The sequence below is a fragment of the Hyphomicrobium sp. ghe19 genome, from assembly GCF_902712875.1.
Classification (GTDB): domain Bacteria; phylum Pseudomonadota; class Alphaproteobacteria; order Rhizobiales; family Hyphomicrobiaceae; genus Hyphomicrobium_B.
Map to the genome: position 1 here is coordinate 3,011,021 of NZ_LR743509.1, position 25,496 is coordinate 3,036,516.

The 25,496-nt window shown below is 53.8% G+C and carries 19 protein-coding genes and 1 pseudogene; 11 read left to right on the forward strand and 9 right to left on the reverse strand.

What is annotated here, in order from left to right:
- Positions 1-32 precede the first annotated feature (32 nt).
- The 3 genes from AACL53_RS14420 to vsr are packed head-to-tail and all read left to right on the forward strand — an operon-like array spanning position 33 to position 2,016.
- Positions 33-878: a NaeI family type II restriction endonuclease gene (locus tag AACL53_RS14420; protein ID WP_339085223.1), complete on the forward strand. Its 846-nt coding sequence runs from the start codon at positions 33-35 to the stop codon at positions 876-878.
- Positions 875-1,591 carry a hypothetical protein gene (locus AACL53_RS14425; RefSeq protein ID WP_339085224.1) on the forward strand — a complete coding sequence of 239 codons (717 nt, stop codon included), beginning with the start codon at positions 875-877 and terminating at the stop codon, positions 1,589-1,591. Before AACL53_RS14420 ends, AACL53_RS14425 begins: the two co-directional genes overlap by 4 nt.
- Positions 1,588-2,016, forward strand: a complete 429-nt coding sequence (vsr, locus tag AACL53_RS14430) for a very short patch repair endonuclease (protein ID WP_339085225.1) — start codon at positions 1,588-1,590, stop codon at positions 2,014-2,016. Before AACL53_RS14425 ends, vsr begins: the two co-directional genes overlap by 4 nt.
- Here the strand turns inward: vsr and AACL53_RS14435 are convergent.
- Positions 1,993-2,922: a hypothetical protein gene (locus AACL53_RS14435; RefSeq protein WP_339085226.1), complete on the reverse strand. Its 930-nt coding sequence runs from the start codon at positions 2,920-2,922 to the stop codon at positions 1,993-1,995. The genes vsr and AACL53_RS14435 overlap by 24 nt on opposite strands.
- Before the next feature lie 406 nt (positions 2,923-3,328).
- Here AACL53_RS14435 and AACL53_RS14440 point away from each other — a divergent pair, with 406 nt between their 5' ends.
- From AACL53_RS14440 to AACL53_RS14455, 4 genes are all read left to right on the forward strand, one after another.
- Positions 3,329-3,919 carry a recombinase family protein gene (locus tag AACL53_RS14440; protein WP_339085227.1) on the forward strand — a complete coding sequence of 197 codons (591 nt, stop codon included), beginning with the start codon at positions 3,329-3,331 and terminating at the stop codon, positions 3,917-3,919.
- A gap of 505 nt (positions 3,920-4,424) precedes the next feature.
- Positions 4,425-4,946 carry a hypothetical protein gene (locus AACL53_RS14445; protein WP_339085228.1) on the forward strand — a complete coding sequence of 174 codons (522 nt, stop codon included), beginning with the start codon at positions 4,425-4,427 and terminating at the stop codon, positions 4,944-4,946.
- Between the two features lie 572 nt (positions 4,947-5,518).
- Positions 5,519-7,333 carry a hypothetical protein gene (locus tag AACL53_RS14450; protein WP_339085229.1) on the forward strand — a complete coding sequence of 605 codons (1,815 nt, stop codon included), beginning with the start codon at positions 5,519-5,521 and terminating at the stop codon, positions 7,331-7,333.
- Positions 7,334-7,732: 399 nt separating this feature from the next.
- Complete coding sequence (locus AACL53_RS14455; RefSeq protein ID WP_339085230.1) at positions 7,733-10,408, forward strand: ATP-binding protein; 2,676 nt, start codon at positions 7,733-7,735, stop codon at positions 10,406-10,408.
- A gap of 325 nt (positions 10,409-10,733) precedes the next feature.
- Here AACL53_RS14455 and AACL53_RS14460 read toward each other — a convergent pair whose 3' ends face one another.
- Entirely contained in the window at positions 10,734-11,969 is a 1,236-nt protein-coding gene (locus AACL53_RS14460; protein ID WP_339085231.1) for a tyrosine-type recombinase/integrase, read from the reverse strand.
- Between the two features lie 479 nt (positions 11,970-12,448).
- Positions 12,449-13,612, reverse strand: coding sequence for an acyltransferase (locus AACL53_RS14465; RefSeq protein ID WP_339085232.1), 1,164 nt, complete (start codon positions 13,610-13,612; stop codon positions 12,449-12,451).
- 540 nt (positions 13,613-14,152) lie between these two features.
- On the opposite strand from AACL53_RS14465, the gene AACL53_RS14470 reads away from it, so the two are divergent.
- Genes AACL53_RS14470 through AACL53_RS14485 form a run of 4 tightly spaced genes read left to right on the forward strand, consistent with a single transcriptional unit; the run spans position 14,153 to position 18,783 of the window.
- Complete coding sequence (locus AACL53_RS14470; RefSeq protein ID WP_339085233.1) at positions 14,153-15,115, forward strand: glycosyltransferase; 963 nt, start codon at positions 14,153-14,155, stop codon at positions 15,113-15,115.
- Positions 15,112-16,269: an FkbM family methyltransferase gene (locus AACL53_RS14475; protein ID WP_339085234.1), complete on the forward strand. Its 1,158-nt coding sequence runs from the start codon at positions 15,112-15,114 to the stop codon at positions 16,267-16,269. Before AACL53_RS14470 ends, AACL53_RS14475 begins: the two co-directional genes overlap by 4 nt.
- A 38-nt stretch (positions 16,270-16,307) precedes the next feature.
- Positions 16,308-17,459 carry a hypothetical protein gene (locus AACL53_RS14480; RefSeq protein WP_339085235.1) on the forward strand — a complete coding sequence of 384 codons (1,152 nt, stop codon included), beginning with the start codon at positions 16,308-16,310 and terminating at the stop codon, positions 17,457-17,459.
- Between the two features lie 7 nt (positions 17,460-17,466).
- Positions 17,467-18,783 (forward strand): glycosyltransferase family 1 protein, encoded by a 1,317-nt coding sequence (locus AACL53_RS14485; RefSeq protein WP_339085236.1) that lies wholly within the window; start codon positions 17,467-17,469, stop codon positions 18,781-18,783.
- An 806-nt stretch (positions 18,784-19,589) separates the two neighbouring features.
- Here the strand turns inward: AACL53_RS14485 and AACL53_RS14490 are convergent.
- The 6 genes and pseudogenes from AACL53_RS14490 to AACL53_RS14515 form a co-directional block, all read right to left on the reverse strand.
- Positions 19,590-20,213 (reverse strand): cyclodeaminase/cyclohydrolase family protein, encoded by a 624-nt coding sequence (locus AACL53_RS14490; protein ID WP_339085237.1) that lies wholly within the window; start codon positions 20,211-20,213, stop codon positions 19,590-19,592.
- 37 nt (positions 20,214-20,250) lie between these two features.
- A pseudogene (locus AACL53_RS14495) lies at positions 20,251-20,467 on the reverse strand (NAD(P)(+) transhydrogenase (Re/Si-specific) subunit beta); the annotation flags it as partial.
- Positions 20,468-20,658: 191 nt separating this feature from the next.
- Positions 20,659-21,591, reverse strand: coding sequence for a methylenetetrahydrofolate reductase [NAD(P)H] (gene metF / locus AACL53_RS14500; RefSeq protein ID WP_339086952.1), 933 nt, complete (start codon positions 21,589-21,591; stop codon positions 20,659-20,661).
- 22 nt (positions 21,592-21,613) lie between these two features.
- Complete coding sequence (locus tag AACL53_RS14505; RefSeq protein WP_339085238.1) at positions 21,614-23,002, reverse strand: folylpolyglutamate synthase/dihydrofolate synthase family protein; 1,389 nt, start codon at positions 23,000-23,002, stop codon at positions 21,614-21,616.
- Positions 22,968-23,591, reverse strand: coding sequence for a cyclodeaminase/cyclohydrolase family protein (locus AACL53_RS14510; protein ID WP_339085239.1), 624 nt, complete (start codon positions 23,589-23,591; stop codon positions 22,968-22,970). The genes AACL53_RS14505 and AACL53_RS14510 overlap by 35 nt, the downstream gene beginning before the upstream one ends.
- Before the next feature lie 109 nt (positions 23,592-23,700).
- Positions 23,701-25,383, reverse strand: a complete 1,683-nt coding sequence (locus AACL53_RS14515; protein ID WP_339085240.1) for a formate--tetrahydrofolate ligase — start codon at positions 25,381-25,383, stop codon at positions 23,701-23,703.
- Positions 25,384-25,496 lie beyond the last annotated feature (113 nt).

Below are 25,496 nucleotides of genomic sequence, written 5' to 3' on the forward strand. Positions count from 1 at the left end.
TATGAGTCTAAGTAGCGTGCCATGCTTCTGGTATGGACGAGGAAGTTCTGGACCAGGTCGAACAATCTATCTTGCGCCGAACCCGGGGCCGTACCGGCCTCCGATTGGCCTTTCCAGAATTGATGCGCCGGGCGGTCGATGAAGTGATCGATGCACCACGGTCGGGCCGACTAACTTTTCGTGAGCTTGAGGCAACTGAGAAGACCTATCTCGGAACCAAGATCGAAATACTGGTCCGCAATTACTTGAAGCTCGAACGAGGAGTACTCGATCTCAAACTCGACGGGGTTGACGTAGACATAAAGAGTACTACCCGCGACGATTGGATGATCCCACAAGAGGCCTTCGGACATCCGTGTATACTTATCCGCTCTGAAGAAACAGAAGCAGTCTGTGACTTTGGTATTGTAGTGGCTCGTCAAGAATACCTTCGACCAGGCAAGAACCGCGATACCAAGCGATCGCTTTCCGCACAGGGAAGAGTGAACATTCGTTGGCTGCTGAAAGATGAGCCTTATCCCAAAAACTTTTTTGAAACGATAGACCGCGACTTGGCTCGAACCATGATGATGCCGCGAGGTGGAACTGAGAGAGTCGTTCAACTCTTCACTCTTGTTCAGCGGCGTCCAGTCCCTCGTAATGCGATACTTTCAATTGCACCTCAAAAAGATTCGATGAAGCGCATCCGCCGGAATGGCGGGGCACGAGACGTCTTGGAAACAAGAGGGATCGAAGTGCTTTGGGGCAAGGGGGATCGATCGCTGATCGCAGAGCTGGGTCTGCCCACTTGCTCAATGGATGAGTTCGTTTCGTTTTCGCCGTCAGCACAGCAAAAGCAACTCATAGAAAGGGTTAGGAGTAACCAGAAGAAGAAATGACTCCAAAAAACTGGACACGCGACGAGCTGATCTTGGCTCTGGACTTTTACTTCGATCACCGGTCCGCATTTCCTCCGCAGTCCAGCGAAGTAGCATGGAGATTCTCGCAAGAGCTCCGACGAGTAGCTCCTGATCTCTCTTCCGAGGATGCTGCGTATCGAAACATGAATGCCATCTACATGAAGTTGGCCAACTTCCAAGCCCTCGATCCTTACTTCACCTCGCAGGGGCGCAAGGGGCTTGAAAGGGGCGGCAGGGCCGATGCTGAATTGTGGAACCAATACGCAAGCAATCCGCAAATGCTCAAAGGGATCGCTCTAGCGATCAAACAAGCGGCGGTCGAACTTCCTGCGATTGACGAGCATGACACCATGGTGGTCGAAGCCGATGAAGGGAGGATACTGACGAGGCTTCACACTTACCGCGAAAGAGATAGGAGGTTGGTCACAGCTAAAAAGCTAGAGGCTTTGACCCGTGTCGGTAAGCTGGAATGCGAGGTATGCGAGGTCGACTTTGGCAACATCTATGGTTCGTACTCGGACGCCGTAATTGAGGTGCATCATAGGTTGCCCCTCGCCACGCTGCCCACGATCCGACGCACTAAGATGAGTGACTTAGCCATTGTTTGTGCCAATTGTCACAGAGTCATACACTCGAAGGCTCCGTGGTTGAAGATTGAAGAGCTTCGCGAACAGATGAGAACGGGCAGTTGACCGATAAGCTCACACCAGAGCAGCGAAGCGAGAACATGTCTCGCATTAGACACCGAGACATGAAGCCTGAAATGGTTGTCAGAAGAACCGTGCACTCGTTGGGCAAGAGGTTTCGTCTGCACGGGGCGTATGGGGCGAATCGGCTTCCAGGAAAGCCAGACCTCGTATTCGCAGCATTACGCAAGGTCATCTTCGTTCATGGATGCTTTTGGCATCAACACAACAGCAACAAATGCCAGATAGTGCGGAAGCCGCGATCGAACAATGACTACTGGGATCGCAAACTCGACGGCAACGTGCAGCGCGACGCGAGGCACGTCAACCAGCTCAAGGCAAGTGGTTGGGATGTGCTTACTGTCTGGGAGTGCGAGGTCACCCGTCCCGGGAGATTGGTAAAGCGCCTAAGGAGCTTCCTCAGGATTTGATTCCTGAACTTGGCTTCCCATTCCCATCGATTCATTCAATGGAATGTACCCTAGGTTGCTGCCGACCATTGGCAATCCATCCAGGATGTCCGCTTCATCGTCCTTGCAGAAGTCCACGAACGCTTTGTCTCCCATAGGTTTGACTTCCATCTTTTGCAGTACACCGCCGACGGTCTGTTTGAACTCGTCGTCCAGCGATTCAAGAGCGGTACGCTCAATAAGCCTTTTTTCTGCATCAACATGTCGAGCGTCTTCCAATTTGCGCTCATCAATCTCCTTGAACCTTTTGACAAGCCCGGAGCGATGACGGCTGATAGCCTTGCGCATCGCATCAATCGTCTCCTGCGTTTTCTTGTGTTTGCCAGCATCGCCTATCGCGAAGAAATTGTCCGTTGTTATCGGATCGAACACTTGATGCCTGGCTCCTTCTTGGGGCCGGTAAGACCATTCGACAACCCATGGTTTCTGATCCGAAAAGCCGCTCATGAGGAAGCTGACCAGGTGATGTTCCCGGCGGCGATGACTTGCGAAATACCTTGTGCCTATGGTGTCTAGAAGCCGCGCATAGCCTTCAGGAGTGGGGCGAACTTCAGTGTTGCCATCCATTTGCACGAGCCGCGAGAGGCAGCGCCTCATCAATGCAATGATTGAAAGTGCCTCGAAGCAATAACCCGCGAAAGCAAATCCGATTTCCGTTTCGAAATAGGGATCGGGAGCTCGATAGTGTTCCAGTCCCAGACCATCAAATGTGTGGCACTTCACTCCGAGGCCGAAGAGCTTTGTCGTAGTTTCGTTTAGGAGTTGCCACTCCCCAGCACCGTCCTGATAGGCCGACCTGGTATCCGCTATTGAGGTGATACAATTTCTGCTGAATGATCTGTCCAGCCAACAGAATACTAGGGTCATGTAGCACGTCCTTTCATCGACCGCAGTTGCACTGTGGCCATTTGTTTTCGTTGCGCAATTTCGTCCGTATGACCAGACTTGGCCGGGTCGGATAATCCCCCCATGGGGTCCTCGAACTGGTCCGGAAATCTAAAGGGAAAGCGAGGAGTCTATAGTTTCTCAACTGGCCTGCTTCTGCTCGTGGTTCCGTGAGCATACAGGATGCGCATAAGGTCTTTAAACACCTAAAGACCGGTGGCGGACGGTTGCCCTTGCAGAAAGTCCACTGTTGATCGAACTGGACTCGGTCAGAAGTTTCAAGTTCTGACCACCCATAAAATACCTAGTCAAATGTCGGTCAAATGCATTGATAGTCAAAAGTACATATTGTATTTTGACCATATCGTATTTTTGATTGGGGCAACGAATGATCCGTCGCATCACACCGAACAATCCGGCAGGCCAGCTTGTGGGCTACGCTCGGGTATCGACCACCGGACAAGACTACTCAGCCCAAGTAGAGAGGCTGAAAGACGTTGGCTGCACGAAGGTCTTCAGTGAGAAGCAATCGGGCACCAAGAGCGATAGAGAACAGCTAGCCGCAGCGCTTGAGTACGTCCGCGAGGGCGACACCTTCGTCTGCGTCAAGGCTGACCGCATAGCCCGCTCTACGAAAGATTTCCTAGAGATCGTCGAGCGGCTCGATGCCAAGGGGGTCCAACTGCTCATCCTGGACCAGCCCGAAATGAGCACGGGTAAGGGCGCAACAGCCAAGTTGCTTAGGGCTGTGCTTGCAGCCGTCGCTGAGTTCGAGTTGAGCCTGATCCGGGACCGCATGGCGGAAGGCCGCAAGCGGGCGAAGGAGGAAGGCACGAAATTCGGCCGAAAGCCTAAGCTGAACCCCGAGACCGTCTCGTTGCTGAAGAGACTGAAAAAGGATGAAGGTCTCTCGTTAGAGGCGATTGCTGTCAGGACGGGCCTAAGCATGAGCACTGTCCAGCGGGGGCTCAGAACATAGCGGAGCGGCTGCAAGACCAGCAGAAACCCAGAGCCCCTCCGGCTTATTGCCCCCTAGTCATGGGATATGAGACCGTTTCCCCTCTTGGCGGTCTCCCCCAACTCTCTACGGCCACCGCACAATTATCCCCTGTCAACTCCGATGCACCTATTTCCAAGGCTTGCCCCTGCAGCATCCTCTTTGGACAGCGCAGGGTGCTTTCGCTCGACGCTAGGGATGATCGTGGGTGGCCGTGGCTGTTGGAAAGATACGAGCCGCGTAGGATCAGCTTTGAAGGCTCCCAGCGCCCACGCTGTTAGCGCTACAGGCGGATCGATGAGGGGAAGGCACTCGGACAGGCTCAAAGCTGACGGGCTGTCCTCAGTCGAATCTGAGCCTCCTCAAAGTTGAGCCCTCAACCACCCAATGCACCGACAAGATTGCCGCCGTGTCTGTGCCTGCGATTAGCTGTTCCCGTTCATAGCACCAACCAACCCTAAACTGAGGAGACCACAAAGATCATCCCATGCTTACCCTAAAGCTACCCGAGGAGGTCAGCTCACGCTTCACTGTTCGCCCACCTACAGGCACACCTGAAGCTTCCTCCAACACACCCTGCTTTGCCGTCCGCATCCGCCGAAAGCTGCACCTAGCAAAACCGTTGGAGTTTGCCCTTATCACCCAGACCGATGCTCTTGAGCTTCTCAACAGCGGTGGCTCACTTGCATTTTGGATAGGAGGCTACGGCACTAAGACCACTGTCTACTTCAAGCTCAAGGGCAAGCCTCAAGCTTCGGTCGCTGTCGGACGATGGCTTCTGAATTGCGGAGTGCAAGAGACCTGCTCCACCCTGGATAAGAACCATCTCAACCTGCTTAGGTCGAACTTGAAGCTCAGCGATAATTACTACTGCAAGGCTCCTGGGAGAGAAGCTACAAAGGCTCGATTGAACAAGGTCGAAGAATTCACATCTCCACCTATCGTTTGGAGTGAGTACCTAGTTGCTCCCAAGGCTATCGATCTTAAGACCTTCACATACCAGGAATGAACTTCCGAGCATGAGCAGGAGATACTTGCTCTCAAGGTTCTGCCTGTAACGAACCTCAACGGAGAGCTTCGCTCGGGTCATTGCCCTCGCTACGCTTCTGGAGCATCACCTACAGCCTACCTTGAACAAGACCCTGATACGGCTTCGCCGATAAAGACCATGTACGAGGTATTTAATTGTAGGTCGACAAAGAGCAGCAGCTAACAACCACTCAAGGCTGAGCCTGTAGGTTCTCTATTAGCTCATTGCGCTCGGGTCGTTGCCCTCCGCTCCATTCGACTAGGCGCAGTCTACAGATCACCTTGAATGGACCAGGAACTGGCATCGCCAGATTAAGACCCTGTACGAGGTATTTCACTCAACGCCACAGCCTCAAGCTTCGTGCTGAGGTTCACTAATAGCAAACTCCGAAGTCTTCCAGCTCAGGATCGTTGAGGTCTTGGCTATGAGTACTTGCGTCCGGTGAAAGGTGCAGCCCTGCTCTACCTATAAGGAAACCTGCTCCTTTCCATCCCTATCAGAGCGCTCATAAGCCTCTGAGAAAATCACCATCGATAAGGAAACTAACAACGATGAAACCCTTCAACCTGGGGCCGGTCACCCGTGCACTTTCGACCATGAGAACACGTTTTGAAGCTGTCGGTCACAAGCCTTCCGCTGCTCAGTGGGAAGCCCTCGAAGACCTTGTAAGATGCCTCGACAGTATGGCTATGGGGACAGCGAAGCAGACGGTCTATCTCTCGAGCCTTGATCCAGGACTAGGAAAGACAACCGCGCTCAAGTGCTACCTTCACCAACTCCTGGCGCAACATCTTCCACCGTATTCAGAAGTTGGGTGTCTCATCTGCTTAAACACTCTCGATGAGGTGGAGCGTCTGATCGATGACGTAGGAATACCCGAGGACATGCTTGGTATTTGGACCTCACGCTCAGACCTTAATGTCCGCGGCAGGGCGGACCTGCAGAACGCTCAAGTGCTCATCACCACACATTCGAGGGTCTTGAAAGAGACGAGGCGTAGTGAGTTCTGGTTGACCGAGAGCCTTTATTTCAAAGGACAGCCTCGACAGCTCAGAGTGTGGGATGAAGAGTTTCTGCCCGGAACGCCTATCAGCTTATCGGTCAACGATGTGATGGCCACTCTTAAACGTGTGCAGTCTGCCTCAGGAGAACTTCGGAACAGGATCAAAGCAGCATTCGACGAGATAGATGGTCTGCCTGATGGCTCTGTGTACACCGTACCTGACTACATGGGGGACACTTCAACAAGCCTCAAGGAACTCCTAAAAACCATTGCGCCTCTACGAGGAAGGTCTCCCATCGCAGATGAGATGGAAGCTTCTATGGAGGCCCTTAGTATCATCTCCGGAAGACGCGTAGTCGTCAGGAGAGATAATCCCGAGGGCAATGCTTGTGTGGACTACGTAGACACCATCCCGCCTGACCTTGCACCCATCGTTGTCCTCGACGCTTCAGGCCGGAGAGGCGTTCGTGTCCTGTACGAAGACATGGAAGATAAACGAGGGATGATCACGCCGCTGAAATCCGCCCCGAAGTCTTATCGAAACCTCACTATTCACGTGTGGCGCAGAGGCGGCGGTAAGTCTTCGTGGGCGACACCCGATGGAGCACCTCAGATGCTCGACGGCATAGCTTCAACAATATGCCGGAAACCCCAGGAGGAATGGCTAATCGTACATCACAAACCTGATCAGGTTCGAGGCATTCCCGACATGGACACGGCTCTACATAGGCGGCTCAGTCTGACGACGTATAATCGAGTAAGCTTCCGTAACTGGGGTGCGCACAAAGCAACTAACGCTTACGCTCACATATCCAATGTCGTACTTGCAGGCACGTTATTCTATCGAACTTCCCAGTACGAAGCACGGAAGCGCCTCGGTGCTGCACTCACTGCTGACCATCCTAACATCCCCGAAAAGCAGATGAAGGAATTCATGGTCGGAGAAAGCGCAAACGACGTGCTTCAGGCCGCATGTAGAGGCTCCATTAGGCGGTCGCTTGGAGACACATGCCCACCTTCAAACCTCTACCTGATTGCGGATCCCCGCAAAGGCATCGAAAAAGCCCTGCCCCGCATCTTCCCGGGTGCCAAGATTATACCTTGGCTACCCGTGAAGCTGGACCTCAAGGGGAACTCGGAGAAGGCTTTCAAGATCGTCTTGCGCTGGAAGAAGACAGCCAAGCCAGGAGACGTCCTCACGTTCAAGGAACTTGCCGCATGCCTCGACATCAGCTTGAGGCAGCTCAAGGACACTGTTCGGAGAAACACGAAGTTCATGCGGTCAATAGAAGCCGAAGGTCTCAACGAATGGGGTTCGAATAAGTATTCCATTGGCTATCGCCTGGAAGACCCTCTCGTCTGAACTCACAAGCTGACCCCGCTGGCTTAACCGCTGGCGGGGGATTGACTCCGACATTTTGTGGAGACCTCTGGCGCCTTGAGTTTGCGTCAACACTCAAAATTCAAACTGATGACTGCCCCCCGGATCCAGTTCTCTCGCAACCTAATAGCCGGTGGATTTATTGGCTACCACATTACCAGGGGAAGACTCATTTCCGACGAGAACAACACATCGCTTGTCGCGAAAGACCAGGGTGGCCGTTCTAAGCGATGTTCAAACCGCAAGAGTAACTTCTCCAGGCTTTCATGTTTAGCGAAACCACCCGCTGAAGCGAAATGCTCTTGGAGGGAGCAAAGAACTTTTGCTATTCGAGATCACCCATTGTTTTTAACCCTCACAAACTAAAAAAGCGAAAACAAGATGAGCAATGAAATCTTTGAACGCACTTCTCTGTGGGTTAAGGCATTTGGAGATCGAAACGCTACTCATCAAGAACAACGCGAGCGCTTAAAGACCGCGATCTTGGAGATGCGCAAACGCACCATTCCTCTTGTTGCACAAATCCACCACGATCTGCCCGGCATCACCGTCCACGACATCACTCACCTTGACGCACTTTGGGAGGTAGCTGACACGATCGCTGGACCGAGCTTCGAGTTGAACCCCGTCGAACTCTTCGTCTTTGGCGCATCAGTTTTGCTGCACGATGCAGGTATGGCTTTGGCATCATACCCAGGTGGTTTGACCAGTATAAAGCAGACGCCGGAATGGAAGGATGTTGCGGCTGCATATGAGAAACGTGCCTTCGGCAAAGAAGACTCCAAGTCTCTGGAACAGAGGACGCTGTTCATTACTCTGCGCAAACTTCACGCAAATCAGGCCGAAAGCCTAATCGAAATTTCCCATGCTCGGCCGGGCACTGAGGAGAAGCTATTTCTACTTGAGGATACCTCTCTCCGTAACGGCTATGGAATGAGTATCGGCAAGATTGCGGCCAGCCATCACTGGGATCATTCCCGCCTTACGGACGCCTTAGAAAGAGTTGTGGGCGCGATACCGGGATTACCGACCGAGTGGACCGTGGATGAAGTTAAAGTGGCCTGCCTCCTGCGTTGCGCTGATGCTGCGCATATCGACTCGAGAAGAGCCCCAACAATGCTTTACGCGCTTTCGGACCCCAAGGGCGAGTCCGCTCGGCATTGGAATTTCCAGAACAAGCTCCATCAGCCTACACGTGTTGCCGACAAAATCGTATATTCGTCTGGTCAACCCTTCACCGTCTCGGAGGCACCGTCGTGGTGGCTTTGCTACGATACGTTGCGGATGATTGATGTTGAATTGAGAAACTGTAATGCGATCCTCGAAGACGCCTCCAGTGCTTCGTTCGAGGCCAAATACGTCTCAGGCGTCGAGTCTCCAAAACTTCTAGCTCGTCATGTCCGCGTATCTGGCTGGTCTCCTATTGACGCTGAAGTGAGAGTTTCCGATCCGGTTCGATTGGCGCGGACTCTAGGCGGCAAAAATCTATATGGCGACGACCCAGTGCCGCCGATCCGCGAACTGTTACAAAATGCAGTTGATGCCGTGAAGGTGCGACGGAAACAAGAGGACAGGGCAAATTTATGGGGCAACGTAAAAGTTTCGATTGAACCGGATGCCTCCGGCCAGGTGTGGCTCTTGGTGGACGACAACGGTGTTGGAATGTCAGAAAGAGTTATGACAGGCCCACTTATCGATTTTGGCAACTCACTTTGGTCATCTGATCTACTTCAAGAGGAATTTCCCGGCCTCATGAGTAAGGGGATTGACCCTGTAGGTAAATTTGGCATCGGCTTTTTTTCCGTATTCATGCTCGGAAAGCACATCAAGGTAATCAGCAGAAAGTACAATACGGGAGATGCCGATACCCGAGTTCTAGAATTCGATGATCTCTCGCATCGACCATTAATGAGAGCCGCCCAAGTCGGTGAACTCCCGCGAGACTTCAACACTCGCATCGCGGTCAAGCTTGAGCCTAAAGCTATCAACAAAGTCTCGCAAAGACCCTCCTCTGTTCGGGATTTGAATTCCTACACTCCGCCGATGGACGATAGACTGCTCGAACTTATTGCTGGAGTCGATGTGGAAATTGAGTTGTCTAACAAGTTGACAGGTCGCGAGATAACACATCACGCTGAATGGCAGACCACCAACCCCGAGACTTTCCTTTCCGAGGTATTGGCCACTCAAGAGGAAAATGAGAGACGAGAACTAATTAGAATTCACGCCCCTCTGGTGAGAACTTTAAAGGACTGTAATGATCACGTGGTTGGCAGAGCTGCGATGCTTCTCAAAGGCCGCAATAGCTATCGCACTCCTCAACCATTAGTGAGCGTTGGAGGCTTTTGTTATTCGGGTGTGTACGCTTCGCGTTTGTACGTTGGCTCATCGTCCATGAGTCGAATTGCAGGCTTACTACGAGGAACAACCGATGATGTTTCTCGCGCGACTGCGTGGGCGACCGTCGACGAAAAGACCATGGGCGCATGGGCGTCTGAGCAAGGCAAATTGATTGATCGCTCAAAGTTTCGAGTGAAAGATTTGGTCGGATTTAGCAGGAGGATTTTATCCGTTGGGGGAGATCCTGGCGAACTTAAATTCGGATACGCTGGGGGCACTTTTCAAGATTTCTCAGAATTTCGTAATCTCGTCAGAGCGAACGAGGAGATTTATGTTTTACTGAAGTCGGAACGCTTCGATGATAAATTCAAACTTTACCCATTTGAGGATTTGACCACCCTCTACTTCACAACGCCAATTGTCCCGAATTTGATGGTCTTATCTATCGACAGTGGCGAAAGCATCTTGGATGAAGAGTTCATGAAAGAAGCTCTCGAGTACGGGCGACAAGTACTTTCCGAGGAAGAATTGGGAGATATTGTCGACGAACCCCCGCTCTCTTTTTTGTGGAGACTCGTTTCTGAAGAATGGGGACCTCAAGTGGTCGTCACGGTTGAGCGCATCAACATATCCGCAGCCTCGCTCGTAAGTGGGGAGATAAGGCCGTGGGTACTAAAATTTGTTCGAAACAAACAAGTTTCTATATCAGAGGACTGAATTTTCGTTGGCCTTGCATCTGAGAGCACGCTTCATTTTCACTGCAAAGTATCAATAAATCAACGTGGCCGCGGGCTGAGATAAAACCGCCAGGATGTAAGCAATATGAAATGCTGAGTTGATTTTCTCGAACGGCTCGGCGACCTCACGAACTGATCTTGTCATAGGTGCACATCAAAGGTACACAAAGCTGTGGGTGAGAGTAAAAAAGCCCAATCTTTCCGGCCCTAAAGTTGGTCTTTCCCAAGTCCTCTTCGGGCGACCAACTTGAACGAGTTCGGGGTAGCGGTCTGTTATTCGCCCCTCATCCTACGCTTGACTCTCGTCACACGCTTGGAAGCTGAGCTGCCTCGACCACCTCTCTAAGTTGATCCGGCGAAGGTCCGTGATGATACACACCGACCGTGACGCCTTCGTTTACGTGCCCCACAACGACTTCCACAAGGTATTTCTGGCAGTTCGCCCTTAGTCTTTCAGTGATGAAGGTGTGCCGCAACGAGTGAAATGTTTTCTCTGCCTGCCCCTCGTGGATCTTCCCGAGAAGTTTAGTTCGGTATCTGGCGAATCTTTTGACGAGTCCTTTCGATTTTCCAGCAAGCTCAGCGAACAGAAAGTCTTCGTCAGACCTCTCCTTTATTCGCGATGAAACGATTCCTACGAGTTGTGAATGGATTGGCACCTTGCGCGTAGCGGCCTCAGTTTTCCCTTTAAGCACATCGAACACGCCATCCTTACAGTTGGCCACGCGGAGCGCAGCTATCTCCCCAGCGCGAAGACCACTTAGTGCTCCAATGGCAATCGCATGAAGCAGGAGTTTCGTTGGAGCATTGTTGAGTAGGTGTGAGACTTCCTCATGAGTCCAGGCTAGTCGAGTTCTCGACTTCCCTTTCGCAGAGACTTGTTGACCCTGCCAAGGATTGGCTTTTGCGACGCCGCGTCTAACCATCCACTTCCAGTAGCTCGAAAGGTAGGAGAGCAGTGAGTTGACGGATTTCTGAGCGAGTCCCCGACCGGAAAGGTGCGATGCATAGTCACCTGCCATCTTCTTCGTAACGGTCTGAACGAACGGCTTACTCGTCTCGTCTTGCAGCCACAGCTCGAAGCGTTTGATCGCAGCCTTTCGAGCAGCCTGGGTTGTTGCTACTGCTGGCGCTTCCCTCAAGAACCTATCGGTGTTGTAGGAAACCGTGACCACCTGCCCGGTGATACGCTTATACCAAGCCTCACCATCGGGACGCTTTTCGGCTAGGTCAGAGAGGTACATTAGCAACGTATCTCTGTCGCTTGACTCGTCCTCGTCGCACTCCTTAGGCATATCTCTGAGTTGCTGAGCGATCTCTTCATCAACGTCGCAGACGCCCTGTCTAATCCTCTCCCAACTATCTTCTAACTCGATGAGCTTTCTGGCCCTGAGCTTTCCAGCGTGGACGATATCGGCAGTGCCCAGATTTTCGATATGGAACTGCCTTCCCGTGTGCTCGGCGATGTCCTTGGGAAGTCTTTTGATGAGCTGGTACTGATTGCCCTTCAATCGAAGGTTCTTGAATTTCTTTTCAGACATCTCTGACTGCAACCTTGTCTCGAGCAACGAACCGAACTAGGGTGATTTGTGACCTAGCGATGTTGCCTACATGAGTCGCCTAATCAGTTGAAATGCCTGCAATTACTGGCGGTTTAGAGGGTCGGGATTCCCGTCCCCTACGGGGCGCCAATCCAAGCTAAGCACATCAGAGTGCCGGCTGCTTCCTTGTAGCCGTGGGACTTGAGAGTCCTCCCCCAACCTGCGACCCCGGACCATAATTTTTGGAAGCCCGTGGCAGCGCGCCCAATCGTGAAACTTTCAAAGTTCTCGTGTGCGCCGTCGAGATTCCAGAGCCGCCCGCTGCGAGGATTTCAGCGACTCTCCTGCCGTCCCCAATCGCAGCGCCCTGCCCTCATCGAGCATGGCCTTTTAGAGCGTTGACGGTCCGGCGTCGCATTCTCGGCGGGCTGCATCTTCGGGCCAAGTCCTTACGACCGGCCACGATGCGGCCGGGGACGTCAAGCGGCTGCGGCGCCAGTGGCCGTTGGATAATCCAGCTTCAAACGAAGCTTCTTGGCAAGTTCGCCGCCAAGAAGGTTCGATGGCCTCTCGACTACTCGATGGATCAGCCATGCCGTCGCAAAGCAAACGACGATATAAAAAATGACGATCGAATTTTGGGAGAGCCCAAACACAGCCAGCATCCGCATAAAGCACCACCCCGCGTAACAGTGAACGGCGTAGAGCGGATAACTTATGTTCGCTAGAAATGTGGTCGGCAGGGTTGGACGGAAGTAGTCTCGCAAGAGATAGCATACCCAAAACACGGCGACCGCGACGATGTACGTCCACACGTGACGCGGCGCTAGAATCGCGGGGTCCGATAACAGATTCATCGCAGCGAAGATCGAAAGCATCGCTGCCACGACAGCGCAAAATGTTTTGTCGCCGATCTTCCGGGCATAATGAAATTGGAAAGCGACGCCCACCATCAGGATAGGCAAAAAGGCGCCAAAGAAAACGAATGCCCAAAGTAAGCGAATGCCGAATAGGCCAAGATCATTTCGGTTCGGGTACAGGTGCCATAAGAGGTAAGGGACAAGACTAACGGCAACTGCGACGGCGAACACCTTCAAATCAGCGCGCGGGAGCAGGCCAGCGAACAAGGCGGTGAAGATATAAAACTTCAGTTCAATCGCCAGCGACCACGATACGCCGTCGAGGTACGGCACGCCGAAAGCGTCGCCTACGCCGGGCAACAGTTGAACGAGGATTGAGAACTCGTCGAATGGAAACGCTTTGCCGAAATACCAGCCTATCGCATAGACCGACAGCAGCATGATCGCAAAGCATGTCAGGTACGTCGGCCACAAACGGAAAAATCGCCTTACAGCGAACTCGACAACTGATGTCTTGGCGAGAGATAGCGATATAACAAAGCCGCTGATGACAAAGAAAACGCCAACGCCAAGAGAGCCCAGGTCTAAACCTGCAGCTGACACCTTCTCACCCACGAACCGAAGCGCCTTCGGCATTTCAGCTGGTGGGACAATTACATCGGCGTTGATCATTCGTGCGACATCTGCCGGGCTCCCCCAAAACCCGATCAAGTGAGTCATCGTCACCACAAGGGCAGCTATGCCCCGCAATGTATTTGCGAATTCGACTCGATCTTCCCGCATCCACTTCTCTCCCCCAGAGCGTAGATGTCAGCGCCGCTCAGCTCGATCAATACGAGCCGCGCCGTTGTCCACGTCTTCGTGCCGCGTCACAGTCTGCAGGTCGGCAGATCGAGCGGCGTCGGATTTCGCGAGATGCGTGTCGTGGACATCAGCCGCCCGAGCAGGCCCGGTAGTGAAGCCGCGAAGGCGCGGGACGGGGCTCGTCTTCAGCCGAGTTTTTCGCGTCGCTAAAAACTCTCAGAGGCGTCACAACGTTGTGGATCACTCAATGTTATGTGCGCAAGACATGTTTAGCATCGGCTATACACGCTGCTCAGTTGAACTGACAAAACCGAGCACCGCCCCAGAACCATGTTGCCTCACGCATTGTCTTCCTGGCGGCGCAAACAACGCCGCCGGTATCAGCGGCGGCTAGTCGAGGGTGACGATCTCGCTCGTACATGGCCAAAAAAATCCGCCGAGTTTGATCCTCTCGCGCGTCTGCGCTTCATCGGCGACACAGAGACAATCAACGGATTATCTCGTGCGTACCGGTACGAGGTGAGACGTCAAATCCTGAAGCAGGGCACGGCTCATGCTGACGGCAATCAGGTTCTGATTCTTGGCCAGCCTTGGGACTATCCTCGACTGCTGGCAGAAGCTCCGGACTGGTTCCACGATGCCTATCGGATCGGACTTTGGGTGTGGGAACTTGATCAATTTCCCGGCGACTGGAAGTTCGCCCTAGATATCGTGCACGAGATTTGGACTCCCTCGTCATTCAGCGCAAATGCGCTCAGGCGTGGGACCGAGCTACCGATAAGAGTGGTACCTCATGCCGTCGATCGTCCTGAGGTTTCTCCCCTGTCGCGCGCAGAGTTTGGAGTGCGGGGGGATCAGTTCCTGGGGCTCGCGATCATGGATCTCGCCGCCTGCCCGGATCGGAAAAATCCTCTGGCCCACGTTCGCGCGTGGTCGCTCGCCTTCGGAAACGATATGTCTTGCCATCTCTTGATGAAGGTTCGATTCAAGAAAAATACGACCTTCGCACGGCGAGAACTTCTGAGGGAAATTGGGAAGGCCAGAAACATAACTCTTGTGGAGCAGGTCTTCAGCGACAGAGATATGGCCGCATTTCAACGCATGGCCGACGTCTATCTTTCGTTGCACCGTGCGGAGGGCTACGGGTTGAATATCCATGAGATGCTCGAACTCGGTGTCCCGACTTTAGCCACGGCTTGGTCCGGGAACATGGACTACATGGGGCGCTACCCGCATTCCGTGCCGGTCCCCTATGAGCTGGTTCCTTACAAAGACAGAACCTTTGCCTATCAGGGGGCAGACCTCGCTTGGGCGGAACCTGATATCAAGTTTTCCGCTCGCGCCTTACGGGAAATAAGGGCGCGCTGGCAGGAAGAGCGCGCAAGTACGACGGCCTCACGAGATCCGATCGCGCGACCGCGCAACATTATGCCGGGCAGCGGCACCACTTCTCCAAATACCAATGAGGCTCTCCCGGCATGACTGTCGCTCACGATCGATACTGGAGAGAGGCGGCGGCATTTGTTGCCAGCCGCGATATCACAGAAAAGCTTGCGGTGGGTCCTACTGAATTCCGGACTTTGGTCACCAGCATTCTTCCCTACGATCAGCTGCCTGGTATCGGCACGCCGGATCTGCTCGTTGTCCATAAAGGTCAGATGGACCTCATTGGTGCGGCGAGGTTGGAGGAGTTGACAAGAGATCTGGGGCCCGCCTTTGCAAACGAAGTGTTTGTGATCTTCGTTCGCAACGAACAGGATAATTCGGTTGTGAAATCCGATCATTTCAAAGCGTTCCGGGAGCTCCTCTCAGCGATGGTCCGGCTAAAGGCCGCAGCACCGGTCACCCAAGAGACGCGGCCAACGGTATATCTGGGGCAGAACACAGCGCTCACAAAAACGATCTATGGGCACAAGATCTACGTCGATACGCGCGATTACTCTTTGACGCCGCACCTGCTCCTCGATGGGTATTGGGAGCAGTGGATCACGAACGTATTCCGAACTTTGGTACGGCCCGGGATGAACGTGATCGACATCGGTGCAAATGTCGGATGGTATTCGCTTCTGGCAGCAGACTTGATTGGCCAGTCGGGGCGATTGGTATCGTTCGAAGCCAACCCCGACCTTTCTGCGCTGACGTATCGAAACCTGATGGTGAACGGTTTTCTGGATCGCAGCACGGTCGTACCTAGCGCTGTCTACAGCGAGTGCACGACGCTCGAATTCAAAATATACAACCACTACATGGGCTCAAGCAGCATTTTTGCGACTTCCGACGCTGCCGCTCAGTTCCATGACTCGATCAGAGAGCTGTCCGTCAACGCGGTAACGCTGGATTCTTATTTTCCAGCGGGCACCAAAATTGATTTCATCAAGATCGACGCCGAGGGTGCAGAGCCGTTTATTCTCAAAGGCGCCGAGCGTCTTCTTAGTGAAAACCCGGATATTCAGATCATGATGGAATTCGCGCCATCCATATTAGCCGGTGCTTACGGCTCGATCGAAAAGTTCCATGATGATTTGAAGTCGTATGGCTTCACGATTTTTAGAATCGAACACGACTCATCTCTCGCGCAGGTTACCTTGGAGGAATTGAGCGCCACGCCTCATTGCGATGTCGTTCTGAAACGCTGATGCTCAATCACATGCGGAACCGCCGGCCCCTTTTTCATTTGCACATCCAGAAAACCGGAGGACAAACTTTCGGATTACGGCTAGCAACTGCTTTCCCGCCCGAAAGCGTTCGCTACATGGATGGCGATCTAAGCGTATCTTCCGATGCCGAAACGTTTGGGGCACTGCTCAAGTCGAAGCAGTTCATTTCCGCGCACGTGAATGGTCACGTCCTGCAAGGGCATAACGATCTAGATATCGTTTGCTTGGCACGCGAGCCCATTGCTCAGATCATTTCATATTATCAGCACATCCGGAGAGCGCCACCGAACCTGTTGCATGCCGCGTTGAACAACCTGTCGTTCTCCAGGTCTCTCACTTTGCTGGCCGATCGGTTCTTCAACTTTCAAGCGCGAAAGTTGGTCGGCGCCTTTCACCCGCTACAAGAGCGCGATCTGGTAAGGCCCATCGAGCATTGGCTGTTGCCCCGCCTTTATGAGTCGATCGACCGTATCAGATGGGTTGCTCCAACGGATCACCTTGATGATTTGGTGGACTTCGTTTCCATCGAATTGGGTCTTTCCTCGGGAGGAAAGCGGGCAAACACCAATCAAGCGCCAGACACGGATGCCGCTGAACATCAGAGGATGCAAGAGTGGCTGCGGCGCCGCGCTGACCTGTTCGCCGTGGACCTTCTCTTATATTCCGAAGTGTGCCGGAGATTCGATGCCTATCGCCGTGAGTTCATTCAGCGCTTATGTGCTCGCGACGGAGTTCCGGCCTTTGATTCCGACGTCATACAAAACGACAATGGAAGCACAATTCGTCTACTGTCCGGCTGGTATCCGCCGCGGTCGACCCCGAATTGGGGAACTGAAATTCGAATGGGCCCCGGCAAGGTTGCATCAGTTGCTTACCGCCGGAATGATACGCAGAAGTGCATCACATTTAAGGCAGCATTTATTGCCGGGATCGCCGCAGAGTCCGTGACTTTCATCGATGGCCACAGCCTCGAGAGATTAGACGTCAAAGTGCAATCCGGCGACCCTGTGAGAATATCCGTTTCACTTCCTCCTGATCGCCGGGAAGGACTGCTCATGATGGCAGTTCCTGAAATTTATCCGCTCTGCATGTATTCCAATGATTATTCAGACAATGATCGCGTGGCGTTTTCGACGGGCGACTGGCGCTTCTCAAGCGGAGTTGAATGACCGTTAAATGTCGAGTTCTCCAGCTACCCGGCGCATGAGCGCGTCGCAAAGAATTATCGTCGACATCACCGACTGGAATAGGTTCTTGTTTGCAGGCAAGCCAATTTCCGGAGTCCATCGCATAACCCTCGGGCTACTACGCGCGTGGAAAAAACTCGGCTTGCCGTTTGAGATCATCAGGCACGACCCCGAAACCAACCGCCATAAAATTATATCTCACCGGTTTATCGAGGAAGATTTTTCAGAGCCAATCCACATTGGTGGGGGAAGGATAGAGTATTCCTACAACAAGTATGTGCAGCGCAGGACTCGCTATTTCACGGAATTAGCAAAGGCCAAACTTCGCCGATTTGTTAAAAAGAAGGAGGTCGTGCACGAGGATTTCATCGAAGGTAACTACGAGCCGCAAGCAGATGACCTGCTTTACTTCTGCGGAGCCGGTTGGGATGCTCCAGAAACGATGCATGCCGCGCACAAATGGAAAGCTCAGCATCCTGGCTTCCGATTTGTCGTGCTGGTCCACGATTTCATCCCTCTCATAAATAAGGTCTACCGAAATAGGCTTGGCACCAGGCAGTTTCGGCGCTGGTTTCGGGATGCGGCGCGCTCTGCGGATGAGTTCATTTGCATCTCCGACAATACTCAAGCGGACTTCATGCTGCATTGGCGACGGTGCGGAGGGCAAGGCGTCCCACGGTGCCGTGTCGTAACCAATCCTCATGAATTCCTTTCCGTGTCCGATACGCGTAATCAACCGATGTCGAACGGGGAGCTTTCTGCGGAGACTTTCCTTGCAAATAGAAATAGGCGCTATCTGCTGACAGTCGGCACGCTGTCCTCACATAAGAACCTCGAGCGCCTTTTGTCCGCCTGGAATACGCTGAATTTTTTTCGGGATCCTGAAGCCGATCTCGTGATCGTTGGGGATAATGATCCGCGAGATGTGAGGTCGCTATCTCCGATCCGGCGCAACGTTTTCCTTTTCCAAAAGCCGCCCGACGACATTCTAAAATTGCTCTATATGAACGCGTTCTGCAGTATCTTCCCCAGTTTGTACGAGGGTTGGGGACTTCCTGTCGGCGAAAGTTTGTGGTTCGGAAAAGTGTGCCTGTGCTCAAAAAGCTCCTCGATCCCAGAGGTGGGACAAGACATGTGCCCTTACTTCGATCCCTACTCTACAGAAGAGATCTTGCTCGCCCTAACGAATGCACTTTTCGAGAAGGACTACATCCCTTCCTACGAAAAACGCATTGATAGAGGGAGGATGAAGTCGTGGGCTACTTATGGCTCCGAAATCCATACTGCACTATTGAAGATGACGTAGCGTTCACAGTTCACGGAGCGCCACCTCAGCGAAAAATCCTAAGTCGCACACATCTCGACAATCAAAAATCGGAAAGAGAAGTTTTGCCATTTCCCGAAGAACTTGAGTTCATGGTGTCGGAGATGATCGGCATCCATAAAGATCAGAACGTGGTAGCTTAGGTAGCCGACGCTCGGCCGCCCTGCAACACCGGCGGGACATTGTCAAAACACTCCGTCCACTGACCATGCGTTGAGACGCCTATCGGGCACCGATGCAAGCATGAAAAAGGCTGGGAGCAATGCTCCCAGCCAAGTTCGAGCACGACTCCGCGTGCGTGCCCGGGGACAACCCGTCGAGAAAATAATTAGAGCGATTGCGTTTGCCGGGTCGGGTTACCAGATCCATCTCATGCGACTCCGGCGGCTTTGATCAACGCCGCTACGACACTCGACGCTTCATGCTTTCGCGGAAAACGTCCATGTAATTTCAGCGCGTGCCCCGCGAGATAAAGCGAGCCGCAAATCAACACACGTGGCGCTGGCCGCGCTTGTACCTGAGTCAGCAGGAGAGCTTGCCGGATGCCGGTAGCGGCCGTCGCACGCAAACCGTGTTTGCGAGCGATCGAAGAAAGTTTTTCAGCGTCAAATGACCCGCTCTCTCCTGGGATCTTCACGGTAAAAATATGCTTTGCGAGAAGGCTTAGAATTCGGTCGAGAGAGAGAGAGAGAGAGAGAGAGAGAGAGAGAGAGAGAGAGAGAGAGAGTTCAATTGTCCGAGGGTTCAGCCCGTTTAGGCACTCGAGCAGCCTCGCGCTTCCGCGTTTTTCAAAGCTGTTCGAGAACATGCTTGTAGACCGTATGTTGAAATTTTCGGCCCTCCGCCAGAAGCCCCGTCACCCTGTCCGTCATTTCCCTCTTGTACTTTTCATCCTTGATCGGAGGGAGGTTGAGCTGGACGTTCATGATTGCGCCCTCCAGACCGGCGAGCGCTTGCTGGCCAGCTACTCCAAGTTCGCCAATGGCATCAGCGTTGGCTTTCCCCACGATCTTATTTGCAAAGAAAACGACGTCGCGGCATTCCCTCGCAATACTCAAGGGCGACTGAACAGCTTCTTTGTAGGCTCTCTCAATTTCGGCAGCGCGAATCTGTTTTTCGTCGTCCGTGCCCTTGGGCATTGCAAAAGCCGCCATCACTCCGTTGAAAGCTTCGGCGTCAAGATCAACGCGCCTTAGGAGACTTGCCGAAAGCGCTTCAGTTTTTCCCAAGGCATCGGTGAGCGTATTTGCATACTGCTCACATTCTTTTCGCCCGATGCTCAGCCGACAAACCATAGCCACGAGACTTGCCGCCAACGCACCTGACAAGGCTGCGACGCGTCCTCCTGCAGGCGCTGTCGCGTCCGAGGCAAGGACCTTGCAGAACTCTTCGGCCGACTGCTTCACCAACATTCGGTATCCTTCCGTCAACCCGTCCCTCTTAGCCTTTTTAATTAATTAAACAATTAATGCCAGACTGCTTAGGGGTCCATTGCCTTTTGGCAATCTCCCCGGTCATCTTCTTGGCGTCGCCGAGCACCATCACCGTGTTGTCTCGATAGAATACCGAGGTGTCGACGCCGGCATATCCCGACGCAAGAGAGCGCTTGTTGAAGAACACAGTGACGGCCTTTCCAGACATGAAGCACCGGCATGCCGTAGATCGGCACAATGATGAATTGGAAGCATTCTTCAGTAGGCTGCATCTTCAGCCGACCCGAGCTTCACCGGTTTTTGTTCGCCGCTACGGCCCCCAGCGCCGTTCATGCCCTTGCACATCACGCGTCGAGACCTGTTACGTCAGCAGATTGCTACAGGCTGCTCGACGCGATTTCCAACACCCGTATAAGCGTTCGTTTCATGCTTCTTCTGCGGCCCGCAAGCCGAGCATATGGCAAATGCCGTAGACGAGGTCCGCGCGATTGAGCGTGAAGAAGTGAAATTCCGTGACACCGCGATCGACGAGGCCCAACACCTGTTCCGCAGCAAACGCCGCTGCCGCAAGACGATGGGTTTCTGGATCGTTTTCCAATCCCTCGAAACGGCGCGCCAACCAGCTCGGGATGCTAACCCCGCAGCGCGCAGCAACCGCCGCGACCTGCTTGAAATTATGGATGGGAAGAATGCCTGGAATGATCGGCGCCGCCACTCCATGTGTTCTTGCCTGCTCTTCAAATCGGAAGAACAGCTTATTGTCGAAAAAGAACTGCGTAATGATCCGATCTGCCCCCGCATCGACTTTGTTCTTCAGAGCGGCGATATCAGCCGCAACAGTGGCCGACGCCGGGTGCTTCTCCGGGTAACCGGCAACCGCGATCTCGAAGTTTGCAATGCCTTTCAGGTCGGCAACCATATCGCAGGTGTACTCGTAGTCGTTAGGACCGGGCTCATAAGGCTCGCCTGCGGGTGAGTCTCCCTGAAGAGCCACCAGCTGCCGAACACCTAGGCTCCAGTACGCGGCAGCGGTTGCAGCAATCTCCTCGCGGGTGTTCCCAACGCGTGTGAGATGAACCGCTGGCGCAAGAGTCGTTTCACGAAGAATTCGCTCAACGGTTAGACGAGTGCGTTCTCTCGTCGTCCCTCCGGTACCAGAAGTTACCGCAAGGCTCGTAGGCCTCAACGGACCAAGCCTGTCAATCGAGCGCCACAGCGATTTTTCCATCGCTGCGGTCCTCGGCGGAAAAAATTCGAAGGAAACATCGATGTCTCCCTGTCCGAGAAACCGGCTCGCCCGTCGTGTTGGCGGCACGATGCGTGGCACTTCCGGCGGCAAGTCTGACTTTCGTATCATGCTCACGGTGCTCTCTACTTTCCTACCGCACGCCTTGCGTCAGATCCGATGCGTGCTCGAACCTGAGCACATGGCCTGCGAGGTAGAGTGAACCGAATATCAGCACCCGACCCGGCTCAGACATGGCAGCTTTGGAAAGCAACAAAGCGTGGTGAAGGCTCCGTGTCGGAACAACAGGAAAACCCTCTCTCTCAGCAATCTCTGCAAGATCGCTAGCTGAGAAAGCATTTTCTTCTCCAGGGATCGGGACCGTATAAACACGCGAGACGCGCCCCTGAAAATGCCGAAGGACCGAGGCCGCATCCTTGGTTTCCATCATGCCCCAGATCAAATGCACTTCTCTGGGATCTCGGGCCTTCATGGCATCTAGATGCGCTGCAACGACTGCACCACCTGCTTCATTGTGACCTCCGTCGAGCAATAGCTCCGTGTTCGGCCCTAGATACGTCTGATACGGCTCTTTATTCAGGCGTTGAAGTCGCCCCGGCCACGATGCCGTAGAAAGCCCCTCTTCGAGCGAATCGAGCGAGAGCTTTTGATTGAAAAGAAGGCTCGCCGTAGCAATAGCCGTTCCAGCATTGTCGATCTGGTGCGCGCCTTCTAGACGGGGCAACGGGAGATTGATCATGCGCGTGTGCGACTGGAATATGAGCCGACCGTCGCGCTCGAAGACGTCGAAGTCGCGGCCAAATACATGCAATTGGGCGCCAACTTCCGCGGCCTTTGCTTCGATGACTGCTAACGCCTCCGGTTCCTGCCGACCAACGATGCAGGGTACTCCAGGCTTGAGGATGCCTGCCTTTTCGGTGGCGATAGAAGCCAAGGTATCCCCAAGGAACGAGACATGATCAATGGAAATGGGAGTGATCACCGTGGCCCTGGGTGATTGGACGACATTGGTCGCATCAAGCCGCCCACCCAACCCTGTTTCGAGAAGCAGAAGGTCGGCGCTCTCCTGGGAGAAGGCGACGAAGGCAGCAGCTGTCGTGATCTCAAAATGAGTAATGGGCTGATTGCCATTGACGCTCTCTACGAGAGACAGACATTCAATCAGTCTCTCTTCCGAAATCGGCGCGTTCCCGTCCTCGTGCGCGAGACCAATGCGTTCATGGAAAGTTACGAGGTGTGGCGACGTGTACGTGTGCACACGCCGTCTTTGTGCTTCGGCAATTGCTCTCACAAACGCGACTAGCGAGCCCTTCCCGTTCGTTCCAGCGACATGCACGACCGGGGGAAGACGGCGCTCGGGATTTCCGAGCGCCGCGAGCAACCTTGTCATTCGATCGAGCGATAGATCGATGGTCTTCGGGTGCAACCCGCTCAACCTCTCAAGCAGAATCTTGCTGCTAGGAAGCCGAGCGGGCGCACTAGCCGGCTTAAAGTTTTTCGCTGACGAAGTTGTAGACATCATCCTTAGCCTCGCGACCGCACTTGAGGAGTTGAGAAACCTCGACCGAAGTTGCGGAGTTGAATTGCTGATCCTTGATGGACGGCAGGTTGATCTTGACGTTCATGATTGCGCCTTCGAGACCCGCGTAGGCCTGTTGCGCCGCAACGCCGAGATCGCTTAGGGCATTGGGATTGGTTTTTCCCAAAAGGCTTTTGGAGAGATTGAGTACGCTGACGCACTCGCGCGCAATGGAAAGAGGCGACTGGACGGCGTCCTTGTATCCAGTCTGGATCGCCTCGGCGCGCTTCTGCTTCTCGGCATCGGTCGCCTTCGGCAACTTGAATGCCGCCATGACTGCATTGAAGGCTTCCGTGTCGAGATCGACGCGGCGCATCAGGCCGGCTGCAAGGCCATCGGCCTCAAGTAATCCGGTTTTGATTTCTTGCGCGTGAGCCTCAAGATCTTTCCTGCCGATACTCAGGCGGCACACCATTGCTACAAGCTCAGCGCCAAGTGCGCCTGACAGAGCAGCCACACTGCCGCCGCCAGGTGCTGGAGCATCGGACCCGAGTACATCGCCGAATTCCTCGAGCGTCATCTTAACGAGCATTTCTTTTCTCCTGGTTTGGTCGGCGCCCCTTAGAAGCACCGACCTCTGTTTGACAGTTGTTCGCAACTGTTCAGTTCCGCAGCGCAACTGCGGAAACGGCTTCGCGACCTCAGAACAAGCCCTCGATCTCGCCTTTTTCGTTGAGCCGAATGGTTTCAGCCGCAGGCACGCGCGGAAGGCCCGGCATGGTCATTATCTCTCCGCAGATCCCAACCACGAACCCAGCGCCTGCCGAGAGACGGACTTCTCGCAGGGGTAGGGTGAACCCTGTCGGCGCCCCGCGCTTGTTTGGATCGGTCGTGAAGGAATACTGCGTCTTAGCCATGCAGACGGGGAGATGGCCGTAGCCGTCCTGCTCCCATTGTTTCAGTTGATCGCGGATCTTCTGGTCAGCCACCACGCCCTCTGCGCGATAGATCTCACGCGCAATGGTTTCGATCTTTTCGAAGAGACCCAAATCCTCCGAATAGAGCGGCTTGAAAGCAGCCGATCCAGAAGCGCAGAGCTCGACCACCTTTCGAGCGAGGTCTTGAGTGCCTTCAGACCCATCCTGCCAATGTTTGCAGACGATGGCCTCTGAGCCCTGAGCGGCGACATATCGCTTGAGAGCTTCGATCTCGGCAGGCGTGTCCTTGGAAAAATGATTGATTGCGACGACGGCAGGGACACCGAACTTTCGCACGTTCTCCAAATGACGTCCGAGATTTACGCAACCCTTCTCGAGTGCAGCGACATTCTCGGTGCCGAGGTCTTCTTTTTTGACCCCGCCATTCATCTTGAGTGCGCGTACGGTTGCAACAATGACAACTGCAGATGGGCTCAGGCCTGCTTTGCGGCATTTGATGTCGAAGAACTTCTCCGCGCCGAGGTCGGCGCCGAAGCCTGCTTCCGTCACCACGTAATCTGCAAGTTTCAAAGCCGTGCGAGTCGCCATCACGGAGTTGCAGCCGTGCGCGATGTTAGCGAAAGGTCCGCCATGCACAAACGCCGGATTGTTCTCGAGCGTCTGCACGAGGTTCGGCATCAGCGCGTCCCTCAGCAGAACCGTCATTGCGCCATCTGCCTTAAGGTCACGGCAATAGACTGGCGAACGGTCACGCCGGTAGGCAACGATCATGTCGCCGAGTCGCTTTTGGAGATCCTTACGATCTTTGGCGAGGCACAAGATTGCCATGACTTCGGACGCCACGGTGATGTCGAATCCGGCAAGCGCCGGATATCCGTTTGCAGGGCCTCCGAGTGAGGTCACAATCTCGCGAAGTGCGCGGTCGTTCATGTCGAGCACACGCCGCCAAGCAACACGGCGCGTGTCAATATCCAACTCATTGCCCCAATAGATGTGATTGTCGATCAACGCGCTGAGCAGATTGTGCGCGCTAGTGATGGCATGGAAATCACCAGTGAAATGGAGGTTGAGGTCTTCCATGGGCACGACCTGGGCATAGCCGCCACCAGCAGCGCCGCCCTTCATGCCGAAGCACGGACCGAGCGAAGGCTCGCGCAAACAAATCATAGCATTTTGGCCGATGCGGTTCAGACCGTCTCCGAGCCCGACAGTCGTCGTGGTCTTGCCCTCGCCGGCTGGCGTTGGGGAAATTGCCGTCACCAGCACGAGGTGTCCATCAGGACGTGACTGAACCTCATCGATGAATTCGAAACCGACTTTCGCCTTATGCGGACCGAAACGCAGCAACTGCGATTCAGGAATCCCGGCCTTCTCTGCAACCTTCTCAATCGGTTGCAATTTTGCGGCCCGCGCCACTTCGATGTCGCTGCCTACTACCTTGACCATCTCGTGTATTCCTCAAGTTGCGTTAGTTCTCGGCAGCAGGGCGCTAGAGGGGTTTCCAAAATCGGAAGCCGCTTTCGCCATGCGCAGTCGTTTTGAAAAAGAAGGGGAGATGC